A 20,299-nucleotide genomic window follows, 5' to 3' on the forward strand; every position below is an offset into this window, starting at 1 on the left:
GCGCCCCGCGTCGCACCCGCGCGAGCGGCCGAGCCCGCAGACCACAGCCCCCGGACCGGACACCCACCCTTGAGGCCCAGGCCCAGACCCAGACCCAGACCCGGCGCGCGCCCGGTCCGGGCGCGCGCTCCGGGGGCCCGGGGGTGCGGAGCCCCCGAGGGCCTCGGGCCCCCGGGCCCGGGGCCCCTACGCCTCGGACGCCTTCGCCGAGGACGCCGTCTTCTTCGCCGGAGCCTTCTTCGCGGCCGTCTTCTTCGCCGCCGAGGCGGTCGTCTTCTTCGCGGCGGTCTTCTTCGCCGCCGTCGCCTTCTTCGCGGGAGCCTTCTTCGCCGTCTTCTTGGCGGGGCCCTTCGCCCGCTTCTCCGCGAGCAGCTCATAGCCGCGCTCCGGAGTGATCTCCTCCACGCTGTCGCCGGTCCGCAGGGTCGCGTTGGTCTCGCCGTCGGTGACATACGGACCGAAGCGGCCGTCCTTGACGACCACGGGACGGTCGCTCACCGGATCGGTGCCCAGCTCCTTCAGCGGCGGCTTGGCGGCGGCCCGGCCGCGCTGCTTGGGCTGGGCGTAGATCGCGAGCGCCTGCTCCAGCGTGATGGTGAAGAGCTGGTCCTCGCTCTCCAGCGAGCGCGAGTCCGTGCCCTTCTTCAGGTACGGGCCGTACCGGCCGTTCTGCGCGGTGATCTCCACACCCTCGGCGTCGGCGCCGACGACCCTCGGCAGGGACATCAGCTTCAGCGCGTCGTCCAGGGTGACCGTGTCCAGGGTCATCGACTTGAAGAGGGAGGCCGTCCGCGGCTTGACCGCGTTCTTCCCCGTCTTCGGGGTGCCCTCGGGGAGGATCTCGGTGACATAGGGGCCGTACCGGCCGTCCTTCGCCACGATCTCGTTCCCGGAGACCGGGTCGGTGCCCAGCGCGAAGTCGCCGCTCGGCTTGGCCAGCAGCTCCTCCGCGTACGCCACGGTCAGCTCGTCGGGCGCCAGGTCCTCCGGCACATCGGCGCGCTGGTGGCCCTCGGTGTCCTTCTCGCCGCGCTCGATGTACGGGCCGTACCGGCCGACGCGCAGCACGATCCCGTCGCCGACGGGGAAGCTGGAGATCTCCCGGGCGTCGATGGCCCCGAGGTCGGTGACCAGCGCCTTCAGACCGCCGAGGTGGTCGCCGTCGCCATTGCCCGCGCCGGAGGCGGCCCCCCGGTCCTCGCCCTCGCCGAAGTAGAAGCGCCGCAGCCACGGCACCGCCTGGGCCTCGCCCCGGGCGATGCAGTCGAGGTCGTCCTCCATCTTGGCGGTGAAGTCGTAGTCCACCAGCCGGCCGAAGTGCTTCTCCAGCAGATTGACCACGGCGAAGCTCAGGAACGACGGCACGAGCGCCGTCCCCTTCTTGAAGACGTACCCGCGGTCGAGGATGGTGCCGATGATCGAGGCGTACGTGGAGGGGCGGCCGATCTCGCGCTCCTCCAGCTCCTTGACCAGGGACGCCTCGGTGTAGCGGGCGGGCGGCTTGGTGGCGTGGCCGTCGACCGAGATCTCCTCGGCGGCGAGCGCGTCCCCCTCGGCGACCTGCGGGAGCCTGCGCTCGCGGTCGTCCAGCTCGGCGTTGGGGTCGTCGGCGCCCTCGACGTACGCCTTCATGAAGCCGTGGAAGGTGATGGTCTTGCCGGAGGCGGTGAACTCCACGTCCCGGCCGTCGGCGGCCGTGCCGCCGATGCGGACGGTGACCGAGTTCCCGGTGGCGTCCTTCATCTGGGAGGCGACGGTCCGCTTCCAGATCAGCTCGTAGAGCTTGAACTGGTCACCGCTGAGACCGGTCTCGGCGGGGGTGCGGAAACGGTCGCCCGAGGGCCGGATCGCCTCGTGCGCCTCCTGCGCGTTCTTGACCTTCCCGGCGTACACCCGCGGCTTCTCGGGCAGGTAGTTCGCCCCGTACAACTGGGTGACCTGCGCACGGGCCGCCGCGACGGCGGTCTCCGAGAGCGTGGTGGAGTCCGTACGCATATAGGTGATGAAGCCGTTCTCGTACAGCTTCTGCGCCACCTGCATGGTCGCCTTGGCCCCGAAGCCCAGCTTGCGGGAGGCCTCCTGCTGGAGCGTCGTCGTACGGAACGGGGCGTACGGGGAGCGGCGGTACGGCTTCGACTCGACCGAGCGCACCGCGAACGAGACGTTCTCCAGCGCGGCGGCCAGGGCGCGGGCGGCGGCCTCGTCCAGGTGGAGCACCCGGGTCTGGCCGGGCTTGAGCAGGCCGTCGGAGCCGAAGTCGCGGCCCTGGGCGACACGCTGTCCGTCGACGGTGTTCAGCCGGGCGAGCAGCGAGGAGGGGTCGGAGGCGTCCCCGGCGCGGCCGGTGGAGAAGGTGCCGGTCAGATCCCAGTACTCGGCGGAGGAGAACGCCCGGCGCTCCCGCTCCCGCTCGACGACCAGACGGGTGGCGACGGACTGGACCCGGCCGGCCGAGAGCCGGGGCATGACCTTCTTCCACAGGACCGGCGACACCTCGTAGCCGTAGAGGCGGTCGAGGATGCGGCGGGTCTCCTGGGCGTCGACCATGCGCTGGTTCAGCTCGCGCGGGTTGGCGACGGCATCGCGGATCGCGTCCTTGGTGATCTCGTGGAAGACCATCCGGTGGACGGGGACCTTGGGCTTGAGGACTTCGAGGAGGTGCCAGGCGATGGCCTCGCCCTCGCGGTCCTCATCGGTGGCGAGGTAGAGCTCGTCGGATTCGGCGAGCTGCTCCTTGAGCTTCCGGACCTGAGCCTTCTTGTCGGCGTTGACGACATAGACCGGCTGGAAGTCGTGGTCGACGTCGACACCGAGGCGGCGGACCTCACCGGTGTACTTCTCGGGAACTTCGGCCGCGCCGTTCGGGAGGTCGCGGATGTGCCCGACGCTCGCCTCGACGACATAGCCGGGGCCGAGGTAACCCTTGATCGTCTTCGCCTTGGCGGGCGACTCGACGATCACGAGGCGTCGGCCGCCCTGTGCGGTCTCGCTGGTCGGGGACAACTTCGCTCTTCTCTCCGGGTCGGCGCTCGGTGGGCGGACACAGCGGTCTGCGCTGGGTGGCGCGCTGCTGTGGCGCTGCGGTGCTGCTGCGTGGTGCTGGTGCGTGGTGCTCCTGCCGCTGCGGAGTGTGACGGTACAACCCGCCCCTGTGTCAAACGGCAAAAGCCCGCAACGGCCACTCGAACGGTAACCCGACTCCGGGCATTCCTGCCGCCCGGACCGGCACGACAGTGTGCGGGGCGCTTCCTCCGGCGCTTCTCAGAGCCGTCCGAAGCACCACACCCCGAGGGCGAGAGCCACCACGCCGGCGCCGCCGGTGAAGGCGGCGGCGCGGCCCGCCGCCACCCCGTGGGCCACGGGCGCGCGCTGGGCGACCCGTACCGCCGTCCACAGCAGCAGCCCGGCCCCGAACAGCGTGAACGCCGCTCCCGCGAAGATCGCTGGACCACTCTCCATGCCCGTACCCCGTCCTGATTCCCACGCCCGGATGGTTGGGGACCGACCCCGGGGCCGAGGCTGGCACCTCTGGGCGTCGGGGGCGCGACATCGGGGTGAACGACGCGTGGGTTCACCCGGGCGGGGGCGGGGCGCACCGGCCGCAAACCGAACATTGGCCGATCTGCCCCCGTGAAGCGGCGGGAATCCCGCCCCGGAGGCCGGGGGCTAGGGAGTGCGGACCGGTTCCAGGAACCCCTCCTCCACCAGCAGCCGGAGCGCCCGCGGGGTGCGGTCCCGCAGCAGCACCGGGTCCTCCTCGATCAACTGGGCGATGGCGTCGAGAATGCGCCCGGCGCTCAGCGTGCCGTCGCACGCCCCGGCGAAGCCGGCGCCCACGGTGTCGACCTCCGTGGCCCGGCGCATGCCCCGGTTCTGCCGGAGCACCACATGCTCGGGGTGCTCCTCGCCCGGCAGGCCGACCTGCTCCTGCACCACCTCGGGGGCGAGGGTGAAGTGGTCGGCGAGGAGCGCCGCGTCGTCGTGGGTGCGGAGATAGTCCTGGCGGTCGAAGTGGGCGAGCACCGCGGCGCCGAGCGGCTGCTCCACGGGGTGCGGCCACTCCTCGACGACGATCGAGGGACGCTCCGCCGCCGTTCTGCGCAGGGTGATCCAGCCGAAGCCGACGGCCCTGGTGCCGCTCGCCTCGAAGGCGTCGAGCCACTCCTCGTACCGCCGCCGGTACCGCTCGGGGTCGCCGTGGTGGTCGCCGCTGTCGCGCAGCCACAGCTCCGCGTACTGCGTGATGTCCTGGACCTCGCGCTGGACGATCCAGGCGTCGCAGCCGGGCGGCACCCAGGAGCGCAGCCGCTCCTGCCACTCCTCGCCCTCGACGTGCTGCCAGTTGGCGAGGAAGTGGGCGTGGCCCCCGTCGTTCAGCCGGGCGCCGGCCTGGGAGACGAGTGTGCGGCAGAGGTCGTCGCCGGCCATCCCGCCGTCCCGGTAGGTCAGCCGGGGGCCCGGGGAGATCACGAACGGCGGGTTGGAGACGATCAGGTCGAAGCGGCGCGATCCGACCGGCTCGAAGAGCGAGCCCTCGCTCAGCTCGGCCTCGGGGGCGCCGGAGAGCGCGAGGGTGAGACGGGTGAAGTGGAGCGCGCGCGGGTTGAGGTCGGTCGCGGTGACCCGGGTGGCGTGCCGGGAGGCGTGGAGCGCCTGGAGACCGGAGCCGGTGCCGAGGTCGAGCGCGGAGGCCACCGGCGTGCGCACGGTGATGCCGGCGAGCGTGGTGGACGCGCCGCCGACACCGAGCACGACCCGCTCGTCCTGGCCGTCGGCCCCGCCCGCGCCGCCGACCGCGCAGCCGAGGTCGGAGACGATGAACCAGTCCTCGCCCCCGGGTCCTCCGTACGGCCGTATGTCCACGGTGGCGCGGACCCCGGCGCCGTCCCGCACGATCCAGCCGTCGTCCAGGCACTCCTGGAGCGGCAGGGCGGCGCGGGCCCGCTCGGCCGCCACGGGGCGCTGGAGCAGGAAGAGCCGGACGAGGGTGTCGAGGACGGTGTCGCCCCGGGTGGCGCGCAGGGCGGGGACGGTCTCGCTGCGGGCGAGCGCCGCGTACGCGGAGGCGCCGAGCAGGTCGAGCAGCCCGTCGGCGGTGAAGGCGCCGGCGAGCAGCGCCTCACGCAGCCGGGGGGCGTGGGTGGGCGAGGGGAGGCCGGGGGCCGTGCTGGTCGTACTCACACGGACCATTCTCCCCGCCGCCACTGACAATCCGTCCGCCGCCACGGGCGTCCGCCGCGCCGTGGCACCGGGCGGCGGCTCAGGAGGGCGCGTCGGCGGCTGCGGCGCCCTGGGCGACGGGCTTGCAGCCCGGCTGCTTGAGCATCGCCTTGCCGGTCTCGCTCGCCAGGAGCTTCTCCCGCGCGTTCTTGTTCTGCTCGATCTTCGCGAGTCCGTCGGCGACGGGCTGGAGCCCGTCCGCGAACTTCTGCTGGTCGTCCACGTCCAACTCGTCGACCTGCTTCTTCAGGTCGAGGTACGAGGCGGCGTTGGCGTCGTACTCGGCGGCGGCGTTCTTCACGAGCTGCTCGCCGCCCTCGGCCGGAGTGGTGCCGGCCGATCTGAAGGCGGCCGCGTAGCCCTTGTAGACGTCCGAGAGGTCCTGGAATGCCTTGGAGTCGGCGGTCTGGATGTCCCCGGGCTTGCCGTCCGAGGCGGTCGCGCGGATGAGCTGCTCCGCGTCCGCCTCCTTCTTGATCTGCGGCTTGGCGGCGTCGCAGTACTTCTTGGCCCAGTCGTCGACCGTGAATGTGTCCTCGTCGCCGCTGCATCCCGACAGCGCGAGCACCAGTACCGCACCGCCGGAGAGTGCGACCGCAAGCTTCTTCTTCACCGGATGGGTCCCTTCCAAGGCTCCTCGGCCCGGAACATACACGTCAGCCGGGCACCGGCCCCATGCCGTCCACCCGGTTCATCGGATTTGAAGCCATTTGCACCAAGGGAGAGAAGGCTCACGGGAACGGTCCGGCGGGCGGGTGGACACCACGGGCGGACACCACGGGCGGGCGGCGCGTCACCACGCGCCGCCCGCCCGTTCCCGGGTCCTTCCGATGACGGGTCCGGTGTTATGACACCACCGCGGGGTCGGGGGACTTGGCGCCCTGCTCGACGACGCTGGGCTCGTCGTCGCCGACGGCGATGCCCCGGCGCTTGGAGATGTACACCGATCCGACGATGATCGCGATGGAGAGCACGGCCACCACCGCCCGTACCCCGGCGCTGGCGTCGTCCCCATAGCTGAACTGGATCACCGCGGGGGCGATCAGCAGCGCCACCAGGTTCATCACCTTGAGCAGCGGGTTGATGGCGGGGCCCGCCGTGTCCTTGAACGGGTCGCCCACGGTGTCGCCGATGACGGTCGCGGCGTGGGCCTCGCTGCCCTTGCCGCCGTGGTGGCCGTCCTCGACGAGTTTCTTGGCGTTGTCCCAGGCTCCGCCGGAGTTGGCGAGGAAGACGGCCATCAGGGTGCCGGTGCCGATCGCGCCGGCCAGGAACGCGCCGAGCGCCCCGACGCCGAGGGAGAACCCGACCGCGATCGGGGTCAGCACCGCGAGCAGGCCCGGGGTGGCGAGTTCCCGCAGCGCGTCCTTGGTGCAGATGTCCACCACCCGCCCGTACTCGGGCTTCTCGGTGTAGTCCATGATCCCGGGGTGCTCGCGGAACTGCCGCCGCACCTCGTAGACCACGGCCCCCGCCGAGCGGGAGACCGCGTTGATCGCCAGCCCCGAGAAGAGGAAGACGACCGCCGCGCCGAGGATCAGGCCGACGAGGTTGTTGGGCTGGGAGATGTCCATGACCAGGTTCATGGGCGCGCCGTCGCCGACCTTCTCGCCGACGTCGGCGGCGGCGCTCGCGATCGCGTCGCGGTACGAGCCGAAGAGCGCGGCTGCCGCCAGGACGGCGGTGGCGATGGCGATGCCCTTGGTGATGGCCTTGGTGGTGTTGCCGACGGCGTCCAGGTCGGTGAGGACCTGGGCGCCCGCGCCCTGGACGTCGCCGGACATCTCGGCGATGCCCTGCGCGTTGTCGGAGACGGGTCCGAAGGTGTCCATGGCGACGATGACACCGACGGTGGTGAGCAGCCCGGTGCCGGCCAGCGCCACCGCGAAGAGCGCGAGCATGATCGACGTACCGCCGAGCAGGAACGCCCCGTACACGCTGAGACCGATCAGCAGCGCGGTGTAGACGGCGGACTCCAGGCCGATGGAGATTCCGGCGAGGATGACGGTGGCGGGGCCGGTCAGCGAGGACTTGCCGATGTCCTTGACGGGGCGTCGGCTGGTCTCGGTGAAGTAGCCCGTGAGCTGCTGGATCAGGGCCGCGAGGACGATGCCGATGGCGACGGCGACCAGGGCGAGGACCCTCGGGTCCCCGGCGTGGCCGCTGATGGCGGCCTCGGTGACGCCCTCCAGGTCGGCGTAGGTGGACGGGAGATAGAGATAGACCGCCGTGGCGACCAGGACGAGCGAGATCAGCGCGGAGATGAAGAATCCGCGGTTGATGGCGGTCATTCCGCTGCGGTCGGCGCGCCGCGGGGCGACCGCGAAGATGCCGATCATCGCGGTGACCACGCCGATCGCCGGGACGATCAGCGGGAAGGCGAGTCCGGCGTCACCGAAGGCCGCCTTGCCGAGGATGAGGGCCGCGACCAGCGTCACGGCGTACGACTCGAAGAGGTCGGCGGCCATGCCCGCGCAGTCGCCGACGTTGTCGCCCACGTTGTCGGCGATGGTGGCGGCGTTGCGCGGGTCGTCCTCGGGGATGCCCTGTTCGACCTTGCCGACCAGGTCGGCGCCGACATCGGCGGCCTTGGTGAAGATGCCGCCGCCGACCCTCATGAACATGGCGATGAGCGCGGCGCCCAGGCCGAAGCCCTCCAGCACCTTGGGCGCGTCGGCCGCGTAGACCAGGACGACACAGGACGCGCCGAGCAGGCCGAGGCCCACGGTGAACATCCCGACGACACCGCCCGTACGGAATGCGATCTTCATCGCCTTGTGCGCGACGGCGGTCAGATCCTTTTGCGGTTCTCCTTCCGCGGGTGTCGCTTCCCGCGCGGCCGCCGCCACGCGCACATTCGCCCGGACGGCGAGCCGCATCCCGATGTATCCGGTGGCGGCCGAGAAGACCGCGCCCACCAGGAAGAACACGGAACGGCCGGCACGCTGGGACCAGTCGTCGGCCGGGAGAAGCAGCAGCAGGAAGAAGACCACGACAGCGAAGATGCCCAGGGTGCGCAACTGTCGGGCCAGATAGGCATTCGCGCCTTCCTGGACCGCCGCCGCGATCTTCTTCATGGAATCGGTGCCCTCGCCGGCGGCCAGCACCTGGCGCACCAGCACCTGGGCCACGACCAGCGCCGCCAGGGCCACCACGGCGATGACAATCACGATCAGCCGATTGTCATCCGTGAGTACCGCAGCCGCGAGAGAAGTGGGGTGATCATTTTGTTGCGAGCTGAGGAGCCCCGCCATTCGTCCTCCTTGACGTCGTTCAGAGCTCAAGATGTGGACGGATTGTAGGGAGCGGAACCGGATCAAAACAGTGCGCGGTAAATGGAATTGACCTTCAGTTGCTACTCAGCAAATGATCGGCTCCGGAAACTGCCCCCGAAAGCGGTAATGGGGCGAAAGCATTGACGCTTGATCGATGATCTCGATAAACGATCTACCGAAAAGAAAAGAGGCCCTGCTCAGCAGGGCCTCTTCCGCAACTTTGAGACTATGAGAACACCGGGGCGCTTCCCCGGGGCGGCGGAGCCGTCAGGGGAGCACGGAGACCGGTGTCGTCGGCCAGCTCATCCTGATCACTCCGCCCTCGTCGGTGGAACTGACCTCCAGATCGTCGACAAGACCTCTGATCACGGCGAGGCCCATCTCGTCCTCGCCCTCCGGTTCGTCCTCGGCCGCGCCGCGCGAACCGGAGGCGGGCCGGCCGTCGGCCCCCGGAGCGGGGACCTCGTCCCCGACCTCGATGGCGAAGGTCTTGTCCTCGTCGTTCAGAACCACCCGTACGGGAGCGGTGATCCCATGGCCGCGGTGCAGCCCGACGGCACGGCTGCATGCCTCGCCCACCGCGAGCCGGACCTCGTCGAGGACGGCCTCGTCGACCCCGGCCCGGCGCGCCACGGCAGCGGCCACCAACCTGGCGGTCCTGACGTGCTCGGGCTGGGCACTGAAGCGAAGCTCGACGGTGGCCATGCGATCCCCCTCGGACGTACGGGCGTGCAGACGTACGGCGTGCAGACGTACGGGCGTGCATCGGGGAGGCCCGGGCTGGATGCCCGGTGCCCCTCTCTTCCTCCGGCGACTGCGGCCGGTCTCAGTCGGTGGCCGCGACGGCTTCCTCTACCGTGGTGTGGATCGGGAACACCTTGGTCAGGCCCGTGATCCGGAAAATCTTGAGAATGCGCTCCTGGTTGCAGACCAGGCGCAGTGAGCCCTCATGCGCGCGTACGCGCTTCAGGCCGCCCACCAGCACACCGAGCCCGGTCGAGTCGAGGAAGTCCACACCCTCCATGTCGACGACCAGGTGGTAGCTGCCGTCGTTCACCAACTCGACCAACTGCTCGCGCAGCTTGGGCGCGGTATAAACATCAATCTCGCCACCGACCTCGACGACCGTACGGTCGCCGACTGGGCCGGACACATTGCGAGTCGACAGGGACAGGTCCACGGATCCTCCAGCACCTTGCTATCGAGCGCCCGCCCCCTGAGGTCTCCCCGGCGGAGCCGGGGGACGGTCGCCAGCCGCGATGGCATTCAATCACTTACCAGCAGCCATGCACGACGCCTTGGGACCATTGTCCGTCACACCAGTGACACACTCGGTGCCGATGGCCAAGAAACTCCGTCCCAGACGACCCGCCGAGAGCGGGGAAACCCGCCCTGCCCCCGGTACGGTCCTGGACCGGCTCGCCGCGGGGGCGGGCCGGGCCGCGCGCATCACTCATACGGAGCACTTGCCCCCCAGGCCGGGCCGCCATGCCGTCTGGCCCGACCGCATCCGCCCAGAAGTGATCAACGCCATTCGACTGGCGGGTGTCGAGCACCCCTGGACCCACCAGGCGGACGCCGCCGAGCACGCCCTCGACGGCGAATCGGTCGTCATCGCCACCGGCACAGCCTCCGGCAAGTCGCTCGCCTATCTCGCGCCCGTGCTCAGCACCCTGCTGGACGGGTCCGACGCGCCGAACGGGCGCGGCGCGACCGCCCTGTACCTCGGCCCCACCAAGGCGCTCGCCGCCGACCAGTGCCGCGCGGTGAAGGAGCTCGCCGCGCCGCTGGGCAACCGGGTCCGCCCGGCGGTCTACGACGGGGACACCCCGGTCGAGGAGCGGGAGTGGGTCCGGCAGTACGCCACCTATGTCCTGACCAACCCGGACATGCTGCACCGGGGCATCCTGCCCTCCCATCCCCGCTGGTCCTCCTTTCTGCGTGCGCTGCGCTATGTCGTCGTCGACGAGTGCCACACCTACCGGGGTGTCTTCGGCTCCCATGTCGCCCAGGTCCTGCGCCGGCTCCGCCGGATATGCGCCCGCTACGGTGCGAACCCCGTCTTCCTGCTGGCCTCCGCCACCGCGGCGGAACCGTCCGTGGCCGCCGGGCGGCTCACCGGGCTGCCGGTACGGGAGGTCTCCGACGACGCCTCGCCGCGCGGGGAGCTGGTCTTCGCCCTCTGGGAGCCGCCGCTCACCGAGCTGCACGGCGAGAAGGGCGCCCCCGTGCGCCGCACCGCCACCGCCGAGACCGCCGACCTCCTCACCGATCTGACCGTGCAGGGCGTGCGCACGGTGGCCTTCGTCCGCTCCCGCAGAGGCGCCGAGCTGATCTCCCTGATCGCCAAGGAGCGCCTCGCGGAGGTCGACCGCGCGCTGCCGGGGCGGGTGGCCGCCTACCGGGGCGGATATCTGCCGGAGGAGCGCCGGGCGCTGGAGCGGGCCCTGCACTCGGGCGAGCTGCTGGGGCTCGCCGCCACCACCGCCCTGGAGCTGGGCGTGGACGTCGCCGGACTCGACGCGGTCCTGATCTCCGGCTACCCCGGGACACGGGCCTCGCTCTGGCAGCAGGCGGGCCGGGCCGGGCGCTCCGGCCAGGGCGCCCTGGCGGTGCTCGTCGCCCGGGACGATCCGCTGGACACCTTCCTCGTCCACCACCCCGAGGCGCTGTTCCGGCAGCCGGTGGAGTCCACCGTCCTCGACCCGGACAACCCCTATGTGCTCGCCCCGCACCTGTGCGCGGCGGCGGCGGAGCTGCCGCTGACCGAGGAGGGTCTGGGGCTGTTCGGCCCGGCGGCACCCGGTCTCATGCCCCAGCTGGAGGCCGCGGGGCTGCTGCGCCGGCGGACCTCCGGCTGGCACTGGACCCGGCGGGAGCGGGCCGCCGACCTCACCGACATCCGGGGCGGGGGCGGGCGCCCGGTGCAGATCGTGGAGGCCGGCACCGGGCGGCTGCTGGGCACGGTCGACGAGTCCGCCGCGCACACCAGCGTCCACGAGGGGGCCGTCCACCTCCATCAGGGCCGCACCTATCTGGTCCGGCGGCTGGACCTGGAGGACTCGGCGGCGCTCGTGGAGGAGGCGGCGCCGCCGTACTCCACCACCGCGCGCGACCAGACCTCCGTCTCCGTCCTGGAGACCGACACCGAGATCCCCTGGGGCGAGGGGAGGCTCTGCTACGGCTCCGTCGAGGTCACCCATCAGGTCGTCTCCTTCCTGCGCCGCAAGCTGATCACCGGGGAGGTGCTCGGCGAGACCCGGCTCGACCTCCCGCCGCGCACCCTGCGCACCCGGGCCGTGTGGTGGACGGTCACCGAGGGTCAGCTGGACGCCGCCCGGGTGAACCCGGAGCAGCTGGCCGGGGCCCTGCACGCCGCGGAGCACGCCTCCATCGGGATGCTCCCGCTCTTCGCCACCTGCGACCGCTGGGACATCGGCGGGGTCTCGGTGCCGCTCCACCCGGACACGCTGCTCCCCACGGTCTTCGTCTACGACGGCCACCCCGGCGGGGCGGGCTTCGCCGAGCGGGCCTTCCACACGGCCCACGAGTGGCTCACCGCGACCCGTGAGGCGATCGCCGCCTGCGAGTGCGAGGCGGGCTGCCCCTCCTGCATCCAGTCCCCGAAGTGCGGCAACGGCAACGAGCCCCTCCACAAAAGAGCCGCCGTACGCCTCCTCACCGAACTCCTCCGCCCTCCCCCACCAACGACTGACGACTGACGACCGACGACCGACGACCGACGAGCAAACCGGGCCTCACTCCCAGGCCGTCGGAATTCGTGGCACGCCCACCCGGCCCCGCCGGGATTTGAGGCACAGCACTGTTTAGGGCACGCCCACCCGGCCGGCCCCGCCGGCAGGGCCGAGGCACCACTTCCAGCCCCCGGAGTTCGAAGCGCGCTCATCCAGCCCCTCCGTTCGGGCCGAGGCTCAGTTCCAGCGCCTCCGATCGGGCCAAGGCTCGAAATCCAGCCCCTCCGCCGTTTGAGGAGCGCCCACCCAGCCCTGCCAGAGTTTGGGGCCCACGACTTCCAGCCCCTCCCACCGGGCCGAGGCACGAAATCCAGCCCCTCCGCCGTTTGAGGAGCGGGGGTTCGGGGGCTGGCCCCCGACCGTGGCCCGCACCGTGCGGGACCTTGTGGCACAGGGTCCGTCCTCGAACTCCCCCGGGGGCGGCTGGGACCGCCCGGGCCCCTGTCCGCGCACGGGGCCGTCCTCGGCCCCCAAGAGGCTCCGGAAGCATCCCCACTGCCCTCGGCGCCCCAGGGCGCCGGCCCCGGCCGCGAGGGCCCGGAACACCCCCTCAGCGCCCGACCGTGACCAGGGCCGCCATGGGCGGGCCCGCCCGGGAGCGAACCTCCGGGGCGTAGGGGCCGAACCGGACCCGAGCGGTCACCTCGGCGATCTCCCCCACCAGCACACACCTCACCACCTCCGCCCCCTGAGCCCGCGCCACCTCCCCCGCCTTCGCGCAAGCGACATCCCGGCCCGGCAGAGCATGATCAGCCGCGGCCAGCGCCGCGAGGTCCGCCGACGCCCCCGCCCGGTGACGGGTCGCCACCGCCTGGCCGAGGGCCAGCACCACGGCGAACACCGCGCAGAGCGCCGCCACCCCCACCACCACCCACACGGTCGCCGAGCCCTCATCGGACCCGGGGGCCCGCCCGGTCACCACGCGTCCTCCGCGAACGCCGCCGCCTCGGCGCTCAGGGTCGGGGAGAGCGCCCCCGGCCCGGGGGCCGGTGCCGCCACCCGGACCCGCCAGAGGTCACCCGCGCGCCGCAGCGCCACCTCGGCACCGGGCGGCGCGGCCGAGCGGGCGGCGGCGACGACCACGTCACGGGATTCGGATCTGGCCGCCGCCCGGGCCCCGGCCCGGGCCGCGTCCACACACTGGATCTGGGCCGCGGCCGCCATCAGCGCCCACACCAGCGCCAGTGTGAACACCACCAGCGCGGGCAGCGCCACCGCCGCCTCCGCGGTGACCGAACCCCGGTCACTCCGACGGCCCCGAACGGCCAGAACGGCCCGCACGGGCGCCCGGGCGTCAGAACTGCGCATCGAGCGCCCTTCCGACCAGCGACTCCAGCGCGCCCGCGACCGCCCCACTGGTCACGATCTTGTACAGCACCGCCGCGAAGGCGCACGCGGCCAGCGTCGCCATCGCGTACTCGGACGTCGCCATGCCCGCGTCCCCGCCCCGCCGCACCCGCGACAGCCGCGCCCGCACCCGCGCCCGCACCGGATTCCCCATGTCAGCCTCCTGAGAGTTCTTGTCAGTCACCGTTCAACCACCGTTCAACAGCCCTCGCGCGAGACCGATCAGCACCGGCGCCACCCCAACCGCCAGGAACGCGGGCAGAAAGCACAGCCCCACCGGCGCGGTGATCAGCACCTGTGCCCTGCGCCCCCGGGCCGTGGCCGCACGGGCCCGGTCCGCACGCAGCCGCTCCGCCAGCCGGGCCACCGGCCTCGCGGCCGGGGCGCCCGTGGAGTCGGCCCGCTCCAGGGCGCGGGCCAGCTCCGCCGCACCGGGGAGCAGACCGAAGGAGCCCCAGGCCCGCGCCGGTTCACCGCCGAGCCGCAGCTCGGCCGCCACCTGGGTCAGCCGCTCCCCCGCCGGGCCGCCCAGGGCCTCACCGACCGCCTCGGCCGCCTCGCGCGGCGCCGCCCCGGCCGAGACACAGGCCGCCAGCAGATCGGCCGCCAGCGGCAGACCGGGCTCCACCGGCGGGCCGGACTCACCGGCCCCCGCCGACCGGGCCCGCCGACGGCGCCATGTCCCCCAGCCCGCGGCGAGCCCCACCGCCAGGCCGGGCACCCCCTCGACCAGGACCCAGCAGACGATCACCACACCCAGCGGCGCACCCCACCCCCGGGCCCACACCCCGGCCGCCGGCCACCGGCGCCGACGGCCCGCCCGCACCGGCCCGAGCAGCGCCTCGCCCCGCCCGCGCGCCCTGCGCCCGCCCCGGTAAGCGGCTGCCACGAGCACCAGGCAGACCAGCGCGGCGAGCAGCGCGACCACCACCGCCGGCCCTCGGACCGCCTCCCCCGTCACCGTTCCTCCCCGCCGCGCACGATCCGCGCGGCCCAGCACAGCCCCGCCGCCTCCAGCACGGCTCCGGCCAGCAGGCACACCAGGCCCTCGGGGGTGTGGAACAGCACCCTCAGCGGGTCGGCCCCCAGGGCCCACCCGATCGCCAGCGCGGCCACGGGGAGCAGGGCCAGCAGCCCGACGGTGGACCGCGCGCCCGCCAACTGGGCCCTCAGCTCATCCCGCTGGTCCCGCTCCGCCCGCAGCGCGGCCTCCAGCCGGTCGAGCCCCGCCGCCAGACCCGCGCCGCTCTCCACGGCCACCCGCCAGCAGGCCGCCACCCCCGCCAGCCCGGCGGCGCCCGGTTCCCCGGCCGCCTCCCGCAGCGCCCGCGGCACATCGCCGCCGAACCGGGCCGCCGCCGTCACCGCCGTGCGCGCCCCGCCCAGGCCACCGGTGGCCCCGGCGGCGGACACCAGCGCCGGCCCCGGCTGGAGCCCCGCCCTCAGCTCACCGGCGACCGCGCCGCACAGCGCGATGACCGCCTGGGCCCGCCGCTCGCGCTCCCGCCGCCGCTCCCCGGCCCGGAGGCGGCGCCGCACCAGCGGCACCGCCCCGGCCCCGGCGATCAGTGGCAGCACCGACTCCGCGAGACCCGCGAGGACCAGCGCCACCGGCAGGCACAGCCACTCCCGCCGCAGCCGCGCGGCCGGCCGCAGCCTCTCCGGGGCCCACCAGGGGGCCTGCCGCACCGTGCCGCCGCCCGCCAGCAGCAGCCGCGCCCGCGCCGCGCCCCGGTCCCGGCCGGCCACCAGCAGGGCCGCGGCTCCCGCGCACACCACCGCCATGTGCGGCGAATCCGCCGCGATCACAGCGCACCTCCCGCCAGCCGCCGCAGCCGCTCCCAGCCCCGCTCACGGATGAACGCCTCCGCGCCCCACCGCAGCGCCGGCACCGTGCGCACCAGCCCCGCCGCGTCCCGCTCCAGGACGTGCACCTCGGCGAGCCGCCGCCGGCCGTCCCGGTCCCGCGCGAGATGGATCACGACCGAGAGGGCCGCCGCCAGCTGGCTGTGGAGCGCGGCCCGGTCCAGACCCGCGGCCGTCCCGAGCGCCTCCAGCCGCGCCGGGACATCCGCCGCCGCGTTGGCGTGGACCGTGCCCGAGCCCCCTTCGTGGCCGGTGTTGAGAGCCGCCAGCAACTCGGTGACCTCCGCGCCCCGGACCTCCCCGACGACCAGCCGGTCCGGCCGCATCCGCAGCGCCTGGCGCACCAGGTCCCGCAGGGTGACCCGGCCCGCGCCCTCCTGGTTCGCCGGCCGCGACTCCAGCCGCACCACATGGGGATGCCCGGGGCGCAGCTCCGCCGAGTCCTCCGCGAGCACGATCCGCTCCCGCTCGCCGACGAGCCCGAGCAGCGCTGCGAGCAGGGTGGTCTTCCCGCTTCCCGTGCCACCGCTGATCAGATACGACAGCCGGGCGTCCACCAGGGCCCGCAGCACCCGGTCCCCTCCCGGCGGCACCGTGCCCGCCGCCACCAGCTCCGCCATCGAGAACGCCCGGGGGCGCACCACCCGCAGCGACAGACAGGTGGAGCCGACGGCCACCGGAGGGACGACGGCGTGCATCCGGGTCCCGTCGGGCAGCCGGGCGTCCACCCAGGGCCGGGCGTCGTCGAGCCGCCGTCCGGCCACCGCGGCGAGCCGCTGGGCCAGCCTGCGCACCGCCGCCGCGTCCGCGAAGCGCACCCCTGTGGACTCCAGGCCGTGCCCCCGGTCCACCCACACCCGGTCGGGCGCGGAGACCAGCACATCCGTGACCTCCGGGTCGGCGAGCAGCGGCTCCAGCGGCCCGGTCCCCACCAGTTCGCACCGGAGCCGTTCGGTGCCGCCGAGGACCTCGGCGTCGCCCAGCAGCCGGCCCTGCGCGCGGAGGGCCGCGGCGACCCGCGCCGGAGTGGGCTCGGCGCCGCTCTCCGCGAGCCGCTGCCGCACGGCGTCCAGCAGACCGGCGCTCACGACCCGGCTCCCTCGGCCAGGGCCCGGTCCCAGAAGGCGGTGCAGAACCTCGCCAGCGGGCCCGCGCCCGCGCCGGGCGGGCGCCCCTCCCCGAGGGCGGCGGTCAACTGGGGCTCCCAGGGCAGTTCGCCGACGAGCGGCAGGCCGAGCGAGGCGGCGACCCAGCCGTCGTCGAGACCCGAGGTGTACGGGCCGCGCGCCACCACCCGCAGATCCCGCACCACCGGGCTCGCCGCCGCGGCCACCCGGCCGGCCGCGGCGACCGCCCTCAGCTCGCCCGGCACCACCAGCAGCCCGAGGTCGGTCTGGGCCAGCGCCTCCGCCACCGCGTCGTCCACCCGGCGCGGCAGATCGACCACGACCACCCCGCCCCGCCTGCGGGCCGCCGCCAGCACCGAGCGCATCGCCTCGGGCGGTACCACCACCGCGTCGCCCCGGTCCCAGCTCAGCACCCGCAACTGATGCAGTTCGGGCAGCGACTCCTCCAGGGCGCCGCCCGCCACCCGCCCCTTGGAAGCGGCGAAATCCGGCCATCTCCTGCCCTCGGCGTGCTCCCCGCCGAGCAGGACGTCGATGCCTCCGCCGAGCGGATCGGCGTCGACCAGCATGGTGCGCCGGCCGCCGCGCGCGGCCGTCACCGCGAGCGCGCAGGCCAGGGTGGAGGCCCCGGCCCCGCCCCGGCCCCCGATCACCGCGACCGTGAGCGCGCTCTCTCCCGCGCCCTCCGCCGCGTCGGCGATCCGGTCGACCAGCCAGGGCTCCGCCTCGGGCAGCCGCAGCACGGTGTCGGCCCCGATTTCCACGGCGAGCCGCCAGACATCCGGGTCGTCCCGGTCCCGGCCGACGAGCAGCACACCGCTTCGGCGGGCGGCTCCCCGGCAGCGGGCGGCGGCATCGTCCCCGACGAGCACCAGCGGGGCGGCCTCCCAGCTCCCCCGGGACTCCGGCACCGCGTGGTGGACTTCCGGCTCGACCCCGGCGGCGGCGCACAGCCGCAGCAGATCGTCCAGCAGATCCAGATCCTCGGTGACGATCAGAGGCCCCGCCCGCCGCTCCTCCGCGGGCGGCGCCCCCTTCGATGTGATGGTTCCAGCCACGATCTCCACCCCCTGCTTACCGCGATCCCGCCGCGAAACGAGATCCCTGATTCCCGGGCCCCGCGAACTGCGCGGCCGGAATCACGGTGCGATGCACTCGAAAATGGTGTGGATCTTGCCGAAAAACTGTGGACAACCGGCCGCCTGTGAATATCCCGGTAGCCCATACCGGTGACTCCCAGCCGCACCTCTTCCGCTACGCACAGTGACGATGCAGAGTGAGGGAAGAGCGGTGCCGACCAGGGCGCCAGAAGCGGGGAGGGGCCGAAGTGGATCTCGTACGGAGCAGTGAAACGCATCCGGACATGCGACGACCCCCGCCGGGGGGGAGAGCGGGGGTCGTCTCTCCGGCCGGCTCGGGGGGGGGAGGAGCCGGACCGGGTTAGCACGGTCGCGAACGATCCGTGACTTCCATGGTGTACCCGAGAGCCTTCTCAGGCAAACCCACACGCCCGGAGGCTACGCCGAATGGCGGGCACCTATGCTCTGCTCGTGGAAAACCACTCCTTGCCTCGCGCAGCCGCGTTCTTTGACCTGGACAAGACGGTCATTGCGAAGTCATCGACGCTGACCTTCAGCAAGTCCTTCTACCAAGGCGGCCTGATCAACCGGCGGGCCGTACTGCGCACCGCCTATGTGCAGTTCGTTTTTCTCGCGGGCGGTGCCGACCACGACCAGATGGAGCGGATGCGGGAGTACCTCTCCGCCCTCTGCAAGGGCTGGAACGTCCAGCAGGTGAAGGAGCTCGTCGCCGAGACCCTGCACGATCTGATCGACCCGATCATTTACGACGAGGCCGCCTCGCTCATCGAGGAGCACCACACCGCGGGCCGCGATGTGGTCATTGTCTCCACCTCGGGAGCCGAGGTCGTCGAGCCCATCGGCGAGCTGCTCGGCGCCGACCGGGTGGTCGCCACCCGCATGGTGGTGGGTGATGACGGCTGCTTCACCGGCGAAGTGGAGTACTACGCGTACGGACCGACCAAAGCGGAGGCCATCAGGGAACTGGCCGAGTCCGAGGGATACGACCTCTCCCGCTGTTATGCCTACAGCGACTCCGCCACCGATGTGCCGATGCTGGAATCCGTGGGCCATCCGTACGCGGTGAATCCGGACCGGGCGCTGCGCCGCGAGGCGAGCGCCCGGGAGTGGCCGATTCTCGTCTTCAACCGCCCGGTGCGGCTGAAGCAGCGGCTGCCCGCCTTCGCCATGCCTCCCCGGCCGGCCCTGGTGGCAGCCGCGGCCGTGGGCGCGGCTGCGGCCACCGCCGGGCTGGTCTGGTACGCCAGCCGCCGGCGCGGCGCGGCGGCCCGGACGGCCGCCTCGGCCCTGGATGATCTCGCCAACCGATTCGCCCGTATTTGAACCTGAAAGTAAAGAAGTGCGGTAAAGGGTTCCGCTTCTCCGGGCGCTGGAGTACAAAGGAGTCAACGGCCCGCGAGACCAAGGACATCCGAGAGGATCACCTATCACGCAGTAAGGCCCCACGGACCGATGCATGGAAGCCGGGCACCCACGCGACGTCGACCCGTCGAATACGGGCCAGCCGCACCAGGTAAACGGACAGAAGTTTCCGGCCTGATGGGCGCAGCACATCGAGGACGCTTGGTAACCCGGCCCACATGCCAGCGGCGGTACCGCGATCGGTACCGCCGCAACCCTGTCCGGAGGGCTCCCGGGCCGGCCCGGGAGCACGGCCACGATCCCTCCCGGAGCCCCCGTCCGGCTCCGGCGGCCGGGGTCCGGACCGGTTCACCTCAGGCCGCGCCGCGCTGAAGCGCCTCGCAGACCGCCGTCGACTCCCGGGCACCCAGCTGCACCGCGCGCCCGCAGTGCGCGATCCAGCCCGCCACGCCCTCCGGCGTCCCGGTCAGATATCCGTCGAGAGCCGCCGCATACGCCGCCCGCCCCTGCTCCGCGTGGCCGACCTCGGCCGGGCAGATCGACTTCGGGTCGAGTCCGCTGCCGATCAGGACCACCCGTTCGGCGGCCCGCGCCACCAGTCCGTTGTGCGAGCCGAAGGGGCGCAGGGCCAGCAGTTCGCCGTGGACCACGGCGGCCAGCACCAGCGCCGGGGCGGAGCTGCCCGCGAGGATCAGCCCGGCCAGGCCGTCCAGCCGGCCGCTCACCTCCGCCGCGCCGGGAAGCGGGGCCTCGATCAGCGGCTCGTCGACCGGCTCACCCGCCAGCCGAGGCCGGCCCGCGCTCTCGTCGTCGCCGGACCCGCCCGCCGCGAGCAGATGCAGTCTGGCCAGCACCCGCAGCGGTGACTGCCGCCAGACGGAGAGCAGTTGACCGGACTCGGCGGTCAGCCGCAGCGCCGCCCCGACCGTCCGGGACTCGGGCTCGCCGCTGAAGTCGGTCCTTCTGCGGACCTCCTCCAGCGCCCAGTCCGCGCCGGACAGCGCGGCGGACCCCCGGGCCCCGCGCAGGGCCGCTTCCGCGGTGATCTCGTTGCTCCGCCGACGCATCACCCGGTGCCCGTAGACCCGGTCGACCGCCGCGCGCACCGCGTCGACGGAGCCGGCCACTCCCGGCAGCGAGCCGAGAACGGCCAGCGGGTCGGACGACGGAACCGATGAGGAGGACGACGTATTCGCGCTCATGGTCAGCGAGGCTACGCGCCGCCCCCGCGCGCCCCACCGCGGAGG

17 protein-coding genes are annotated in these 20,299 nt (G+C 73.1%); 2 read left to right on the plus strand and 15 right to left on the minus strand.

Annotated elements, in window-relative coordinates:
* Nucleotides 1–186: 186 nt before the first annotated feature.
* From topA to bldG, 7 genes are all read right to left on the minus strand, one after another.
* Nucleotides 187–3,003 (minus strand): type I DNA topoisomerase, encoded by a 2,817-nt coding sequence (topA, locus tag ACWCRA_RS16850; protein WP_451067933.1) that lies wholly within the window; start codon nt 3,001–3,003, stop codon nt 187–189.
* Nucleotides 3,004–3,261: 258 nt separating this feature from the next.
* Nucleotides 3,262–3,459, minus strand: coding sequence for a hypothetical protein (locus ACWCRA_RS16855; protein WP_351556809.1), 198 nt, complete (start codon nt 3,457–3,459; stop codon nt 3,262–3,264).
* 207 nt (nt 3,460–3,666) lie between these two features.
* The gene (locus ACWCRA_RS16860) at nt 3,667–5,190 is read right to left on the minus strand and encodes a DUF7059 domain-containing protein (protein ID WP_451067934.1); all 1,524 of its coding nucleotides are present in this window, start codon (nt 5,188–5,190) and stop codon (nt 3,667–3,669) included.
* A 70-nt stretch (nt 5,191–5,260) separates the two neighbouring features.
* The gene (locus ACWCRA_RS16865; RefSeq protein ID WP_351556815.1) at nt 5,261–5,833 is read right to left on the minus strand and encodes a small secreted protein; all 573 of its coding nucleotides are present in this window, start codon (nt 5,831–5,833) and stop codon (nt 5,261–5,263) included.
* Nucleotides 5,834–6,065: 232 nt separating this feature from the next.
* Nucleotides 6,066–8,474 (minus strand): sodium-translocating pyrophosphatase, encoded by a 2,409-nt coding sequence (locus ACWCRA_RS16870; RefSeq protein ID WP_351559736.1) that lies wholly within the window; start codon nt 8,472–8,474, stop codon nt 6,066–6,068.
* Nucleotides 8,475–8,762: 288 nt separating this feature from the next.
* Nucleotides 8,763–9,200 carry an ATP-binding protein gene (locus ACWCRA_RS16875; RefSeq protein WP_351559738.1) on the minus strand — a complete coding sequence of 146 codons (438 nt, stop codon included), beginning with the start codon at nt 9,198–9,200 and terminating at the stop codon, nt 8,763–8,765.
* Nucleotides 9,201–9,321: 121 nt separating this feature from the next.
* Entirely contained in the window at nt 9,322–9,675 is a 354-nt protein-coding gene (bldG, locus tag ACWCRA_RS16880; RefSeq protein WP_351559740.1) for an anti-sigma factor antagonist BldG, read from the minus strand.
* A 79-nt stretch (nt 9,676–9,754) separates the two neighbouring features.
* Between bldG and ACWCRA_RS16885 the strand changes: the two genes are divergently transcribed.
* The gene (locus ACWCRA_RS16885) at nt 9,755–12,217 is read left to right on the plus strand and encodes a DEAD/DEAH box helicase (protein WP_351559742.1); all 2,463 of its coding nucleotides are present in this window, start codon (nt 9,755–9,757) and stop codon (nt 12,215–12,217) included.
* 583 nt (nt 12,218–12,800) lie between these two features.
* Here the strand turns inward: ACWCRA_RS16885 and ACWCRA_RS16890 are convergent.
* From ACWCRA_RS16890 to ssd, 7 genes are read right to left on the minus strand one after another with little or no spacing between them, the layout of a single operon-like run.
* Entirely contained in the window at nt 12,801–13,172 is a 372-nt protein-coding gene (locus ACWCRA_RS16890; RefSeq protein WP_451067935.1) for an Rv3654c family TadE-like protein, read from the minus strand.
* Nucleotides 13,166–13,558: a TadE family type IV pilus minor pilin gene (locus ACWCRA_RS16895; RefSeq protein WP_451067936.1), complete on the minus strand. Its 393-nt coding sequence runs from the start codon at nt 13,556–13,558 to the stop codon at nt 13,166–13,168. The genes ACWCRA_RS16890 and ACWCRA_RS16895 overlap by 7 nt, the downstream gene beginning before the upstream one ends.
* Nucleotides 13,545–13,751, minus strand: a complete 207-nt coding sequence (locus ACWCRA_RS16900) for a DUF4244 domain-containing protein (protein ID WP_451067937.1) — start codon at nt 13,749–13,751, stop codon at nt 13,545–13,547. Before ACWCRA_RS16900 ends, ACWCRA_RS16895 begins: the two co-directional genes overlap by 14 nt.
* A gap of 33 nt (nt 13,752–13,784) precedes the next feature.
* Nucleotides 13,785–14,558, minus strand: coding sequence for a type II secretion system F family protein (locus ACWCRA_RS16905; RefSeq protein ID WP_451067938.1), 774 nt, complete (start codon nt 14,556–14,558; stop codon nt 13,785–13,787).
* Nucleotides 14,555–15,382 (minus strand): type II secretion system F family protein, encoded by an 828-nt coding sequence (locus tag ACWCRA_RS16910; protein ID WP_451067968.1) that lies wholly within the window; start codon nt 15,380–15,382, stop codon nt 14,555–14,557. Before ACWCRA_RS16910 ends, ACWCRA_RS16905 begins: the two co-directional genes overlap by 4 nt.
* Nucleotides 15,383–15,402: 20 nt before the next feature.
* A complete protein-coding gene (locus ACWCRA_RS16915) occupies nt 15,403–16,551 on the minus strand; it encodes a TadA family conjugal transfer-associated ATPase (RefSeq protein WP_451067939.1) in 1,149 nt (382 codons plus the stop codon).
* Nucleotides 16,548–17,648 (minus strand): septum site-determining protein Ssd, encoded by a 1,101-nt coding sequence (gene ssd, locus ACWCRA_RS16920; RefSeq protein WP_451067940.1) that lies wholly within the window; start codon nt 17,646–17,648, stop codon nt 16,548–16,550. Before ssd ends, ACWCRA_RS16915 begins: the two co-directional genes overlap by 4 nt.
* Before the next feature lie 468 nt (nt 17,649–18,116).
* Here ssd and ACWCRA_RS16925 point away from each other — a divergent pair, with 468 nt between their 5' ends.
* Nucleotides 18,117–19,013 carry an HAD family hydrolase gene (locus ACWCRA_RS16925; RefSeq protein WP_351548141.1) on the plus strand — a complete coding sequence of 299 codons (897 nt, stop codon included), beginning with the start codon at nt 18,117–18,119 and terminating at the stop codon, nt 19,011–19,013.
* A 392-nt stretch (nt 19,014–19,405) separates the two neighbouring features.
* Here the strand turns inward: ACWCRA_RS16925 and ACWCRA_RS16930 are convergent, their stop codons facing one another.
* Nucleotides 19,406–20,254 carry an oxidoreductase gene (locus ACWCRA_RS16930; RefSeq protein WP_451067941.1) on the minus strand — a complete coding sequence of 283 codons (849 nt, stop codon included), beginning with the start codon at nt 20,252–20,254 and terminating at the stop codon, nt 19,406–19,408.
* Nucleotides 20,255–20,299: the final 45 nt, after the last annotated feature.

The sequence above is a fragment of the Streptomyces sp. NPDC001889 genome, assembly GCF_053594535.1.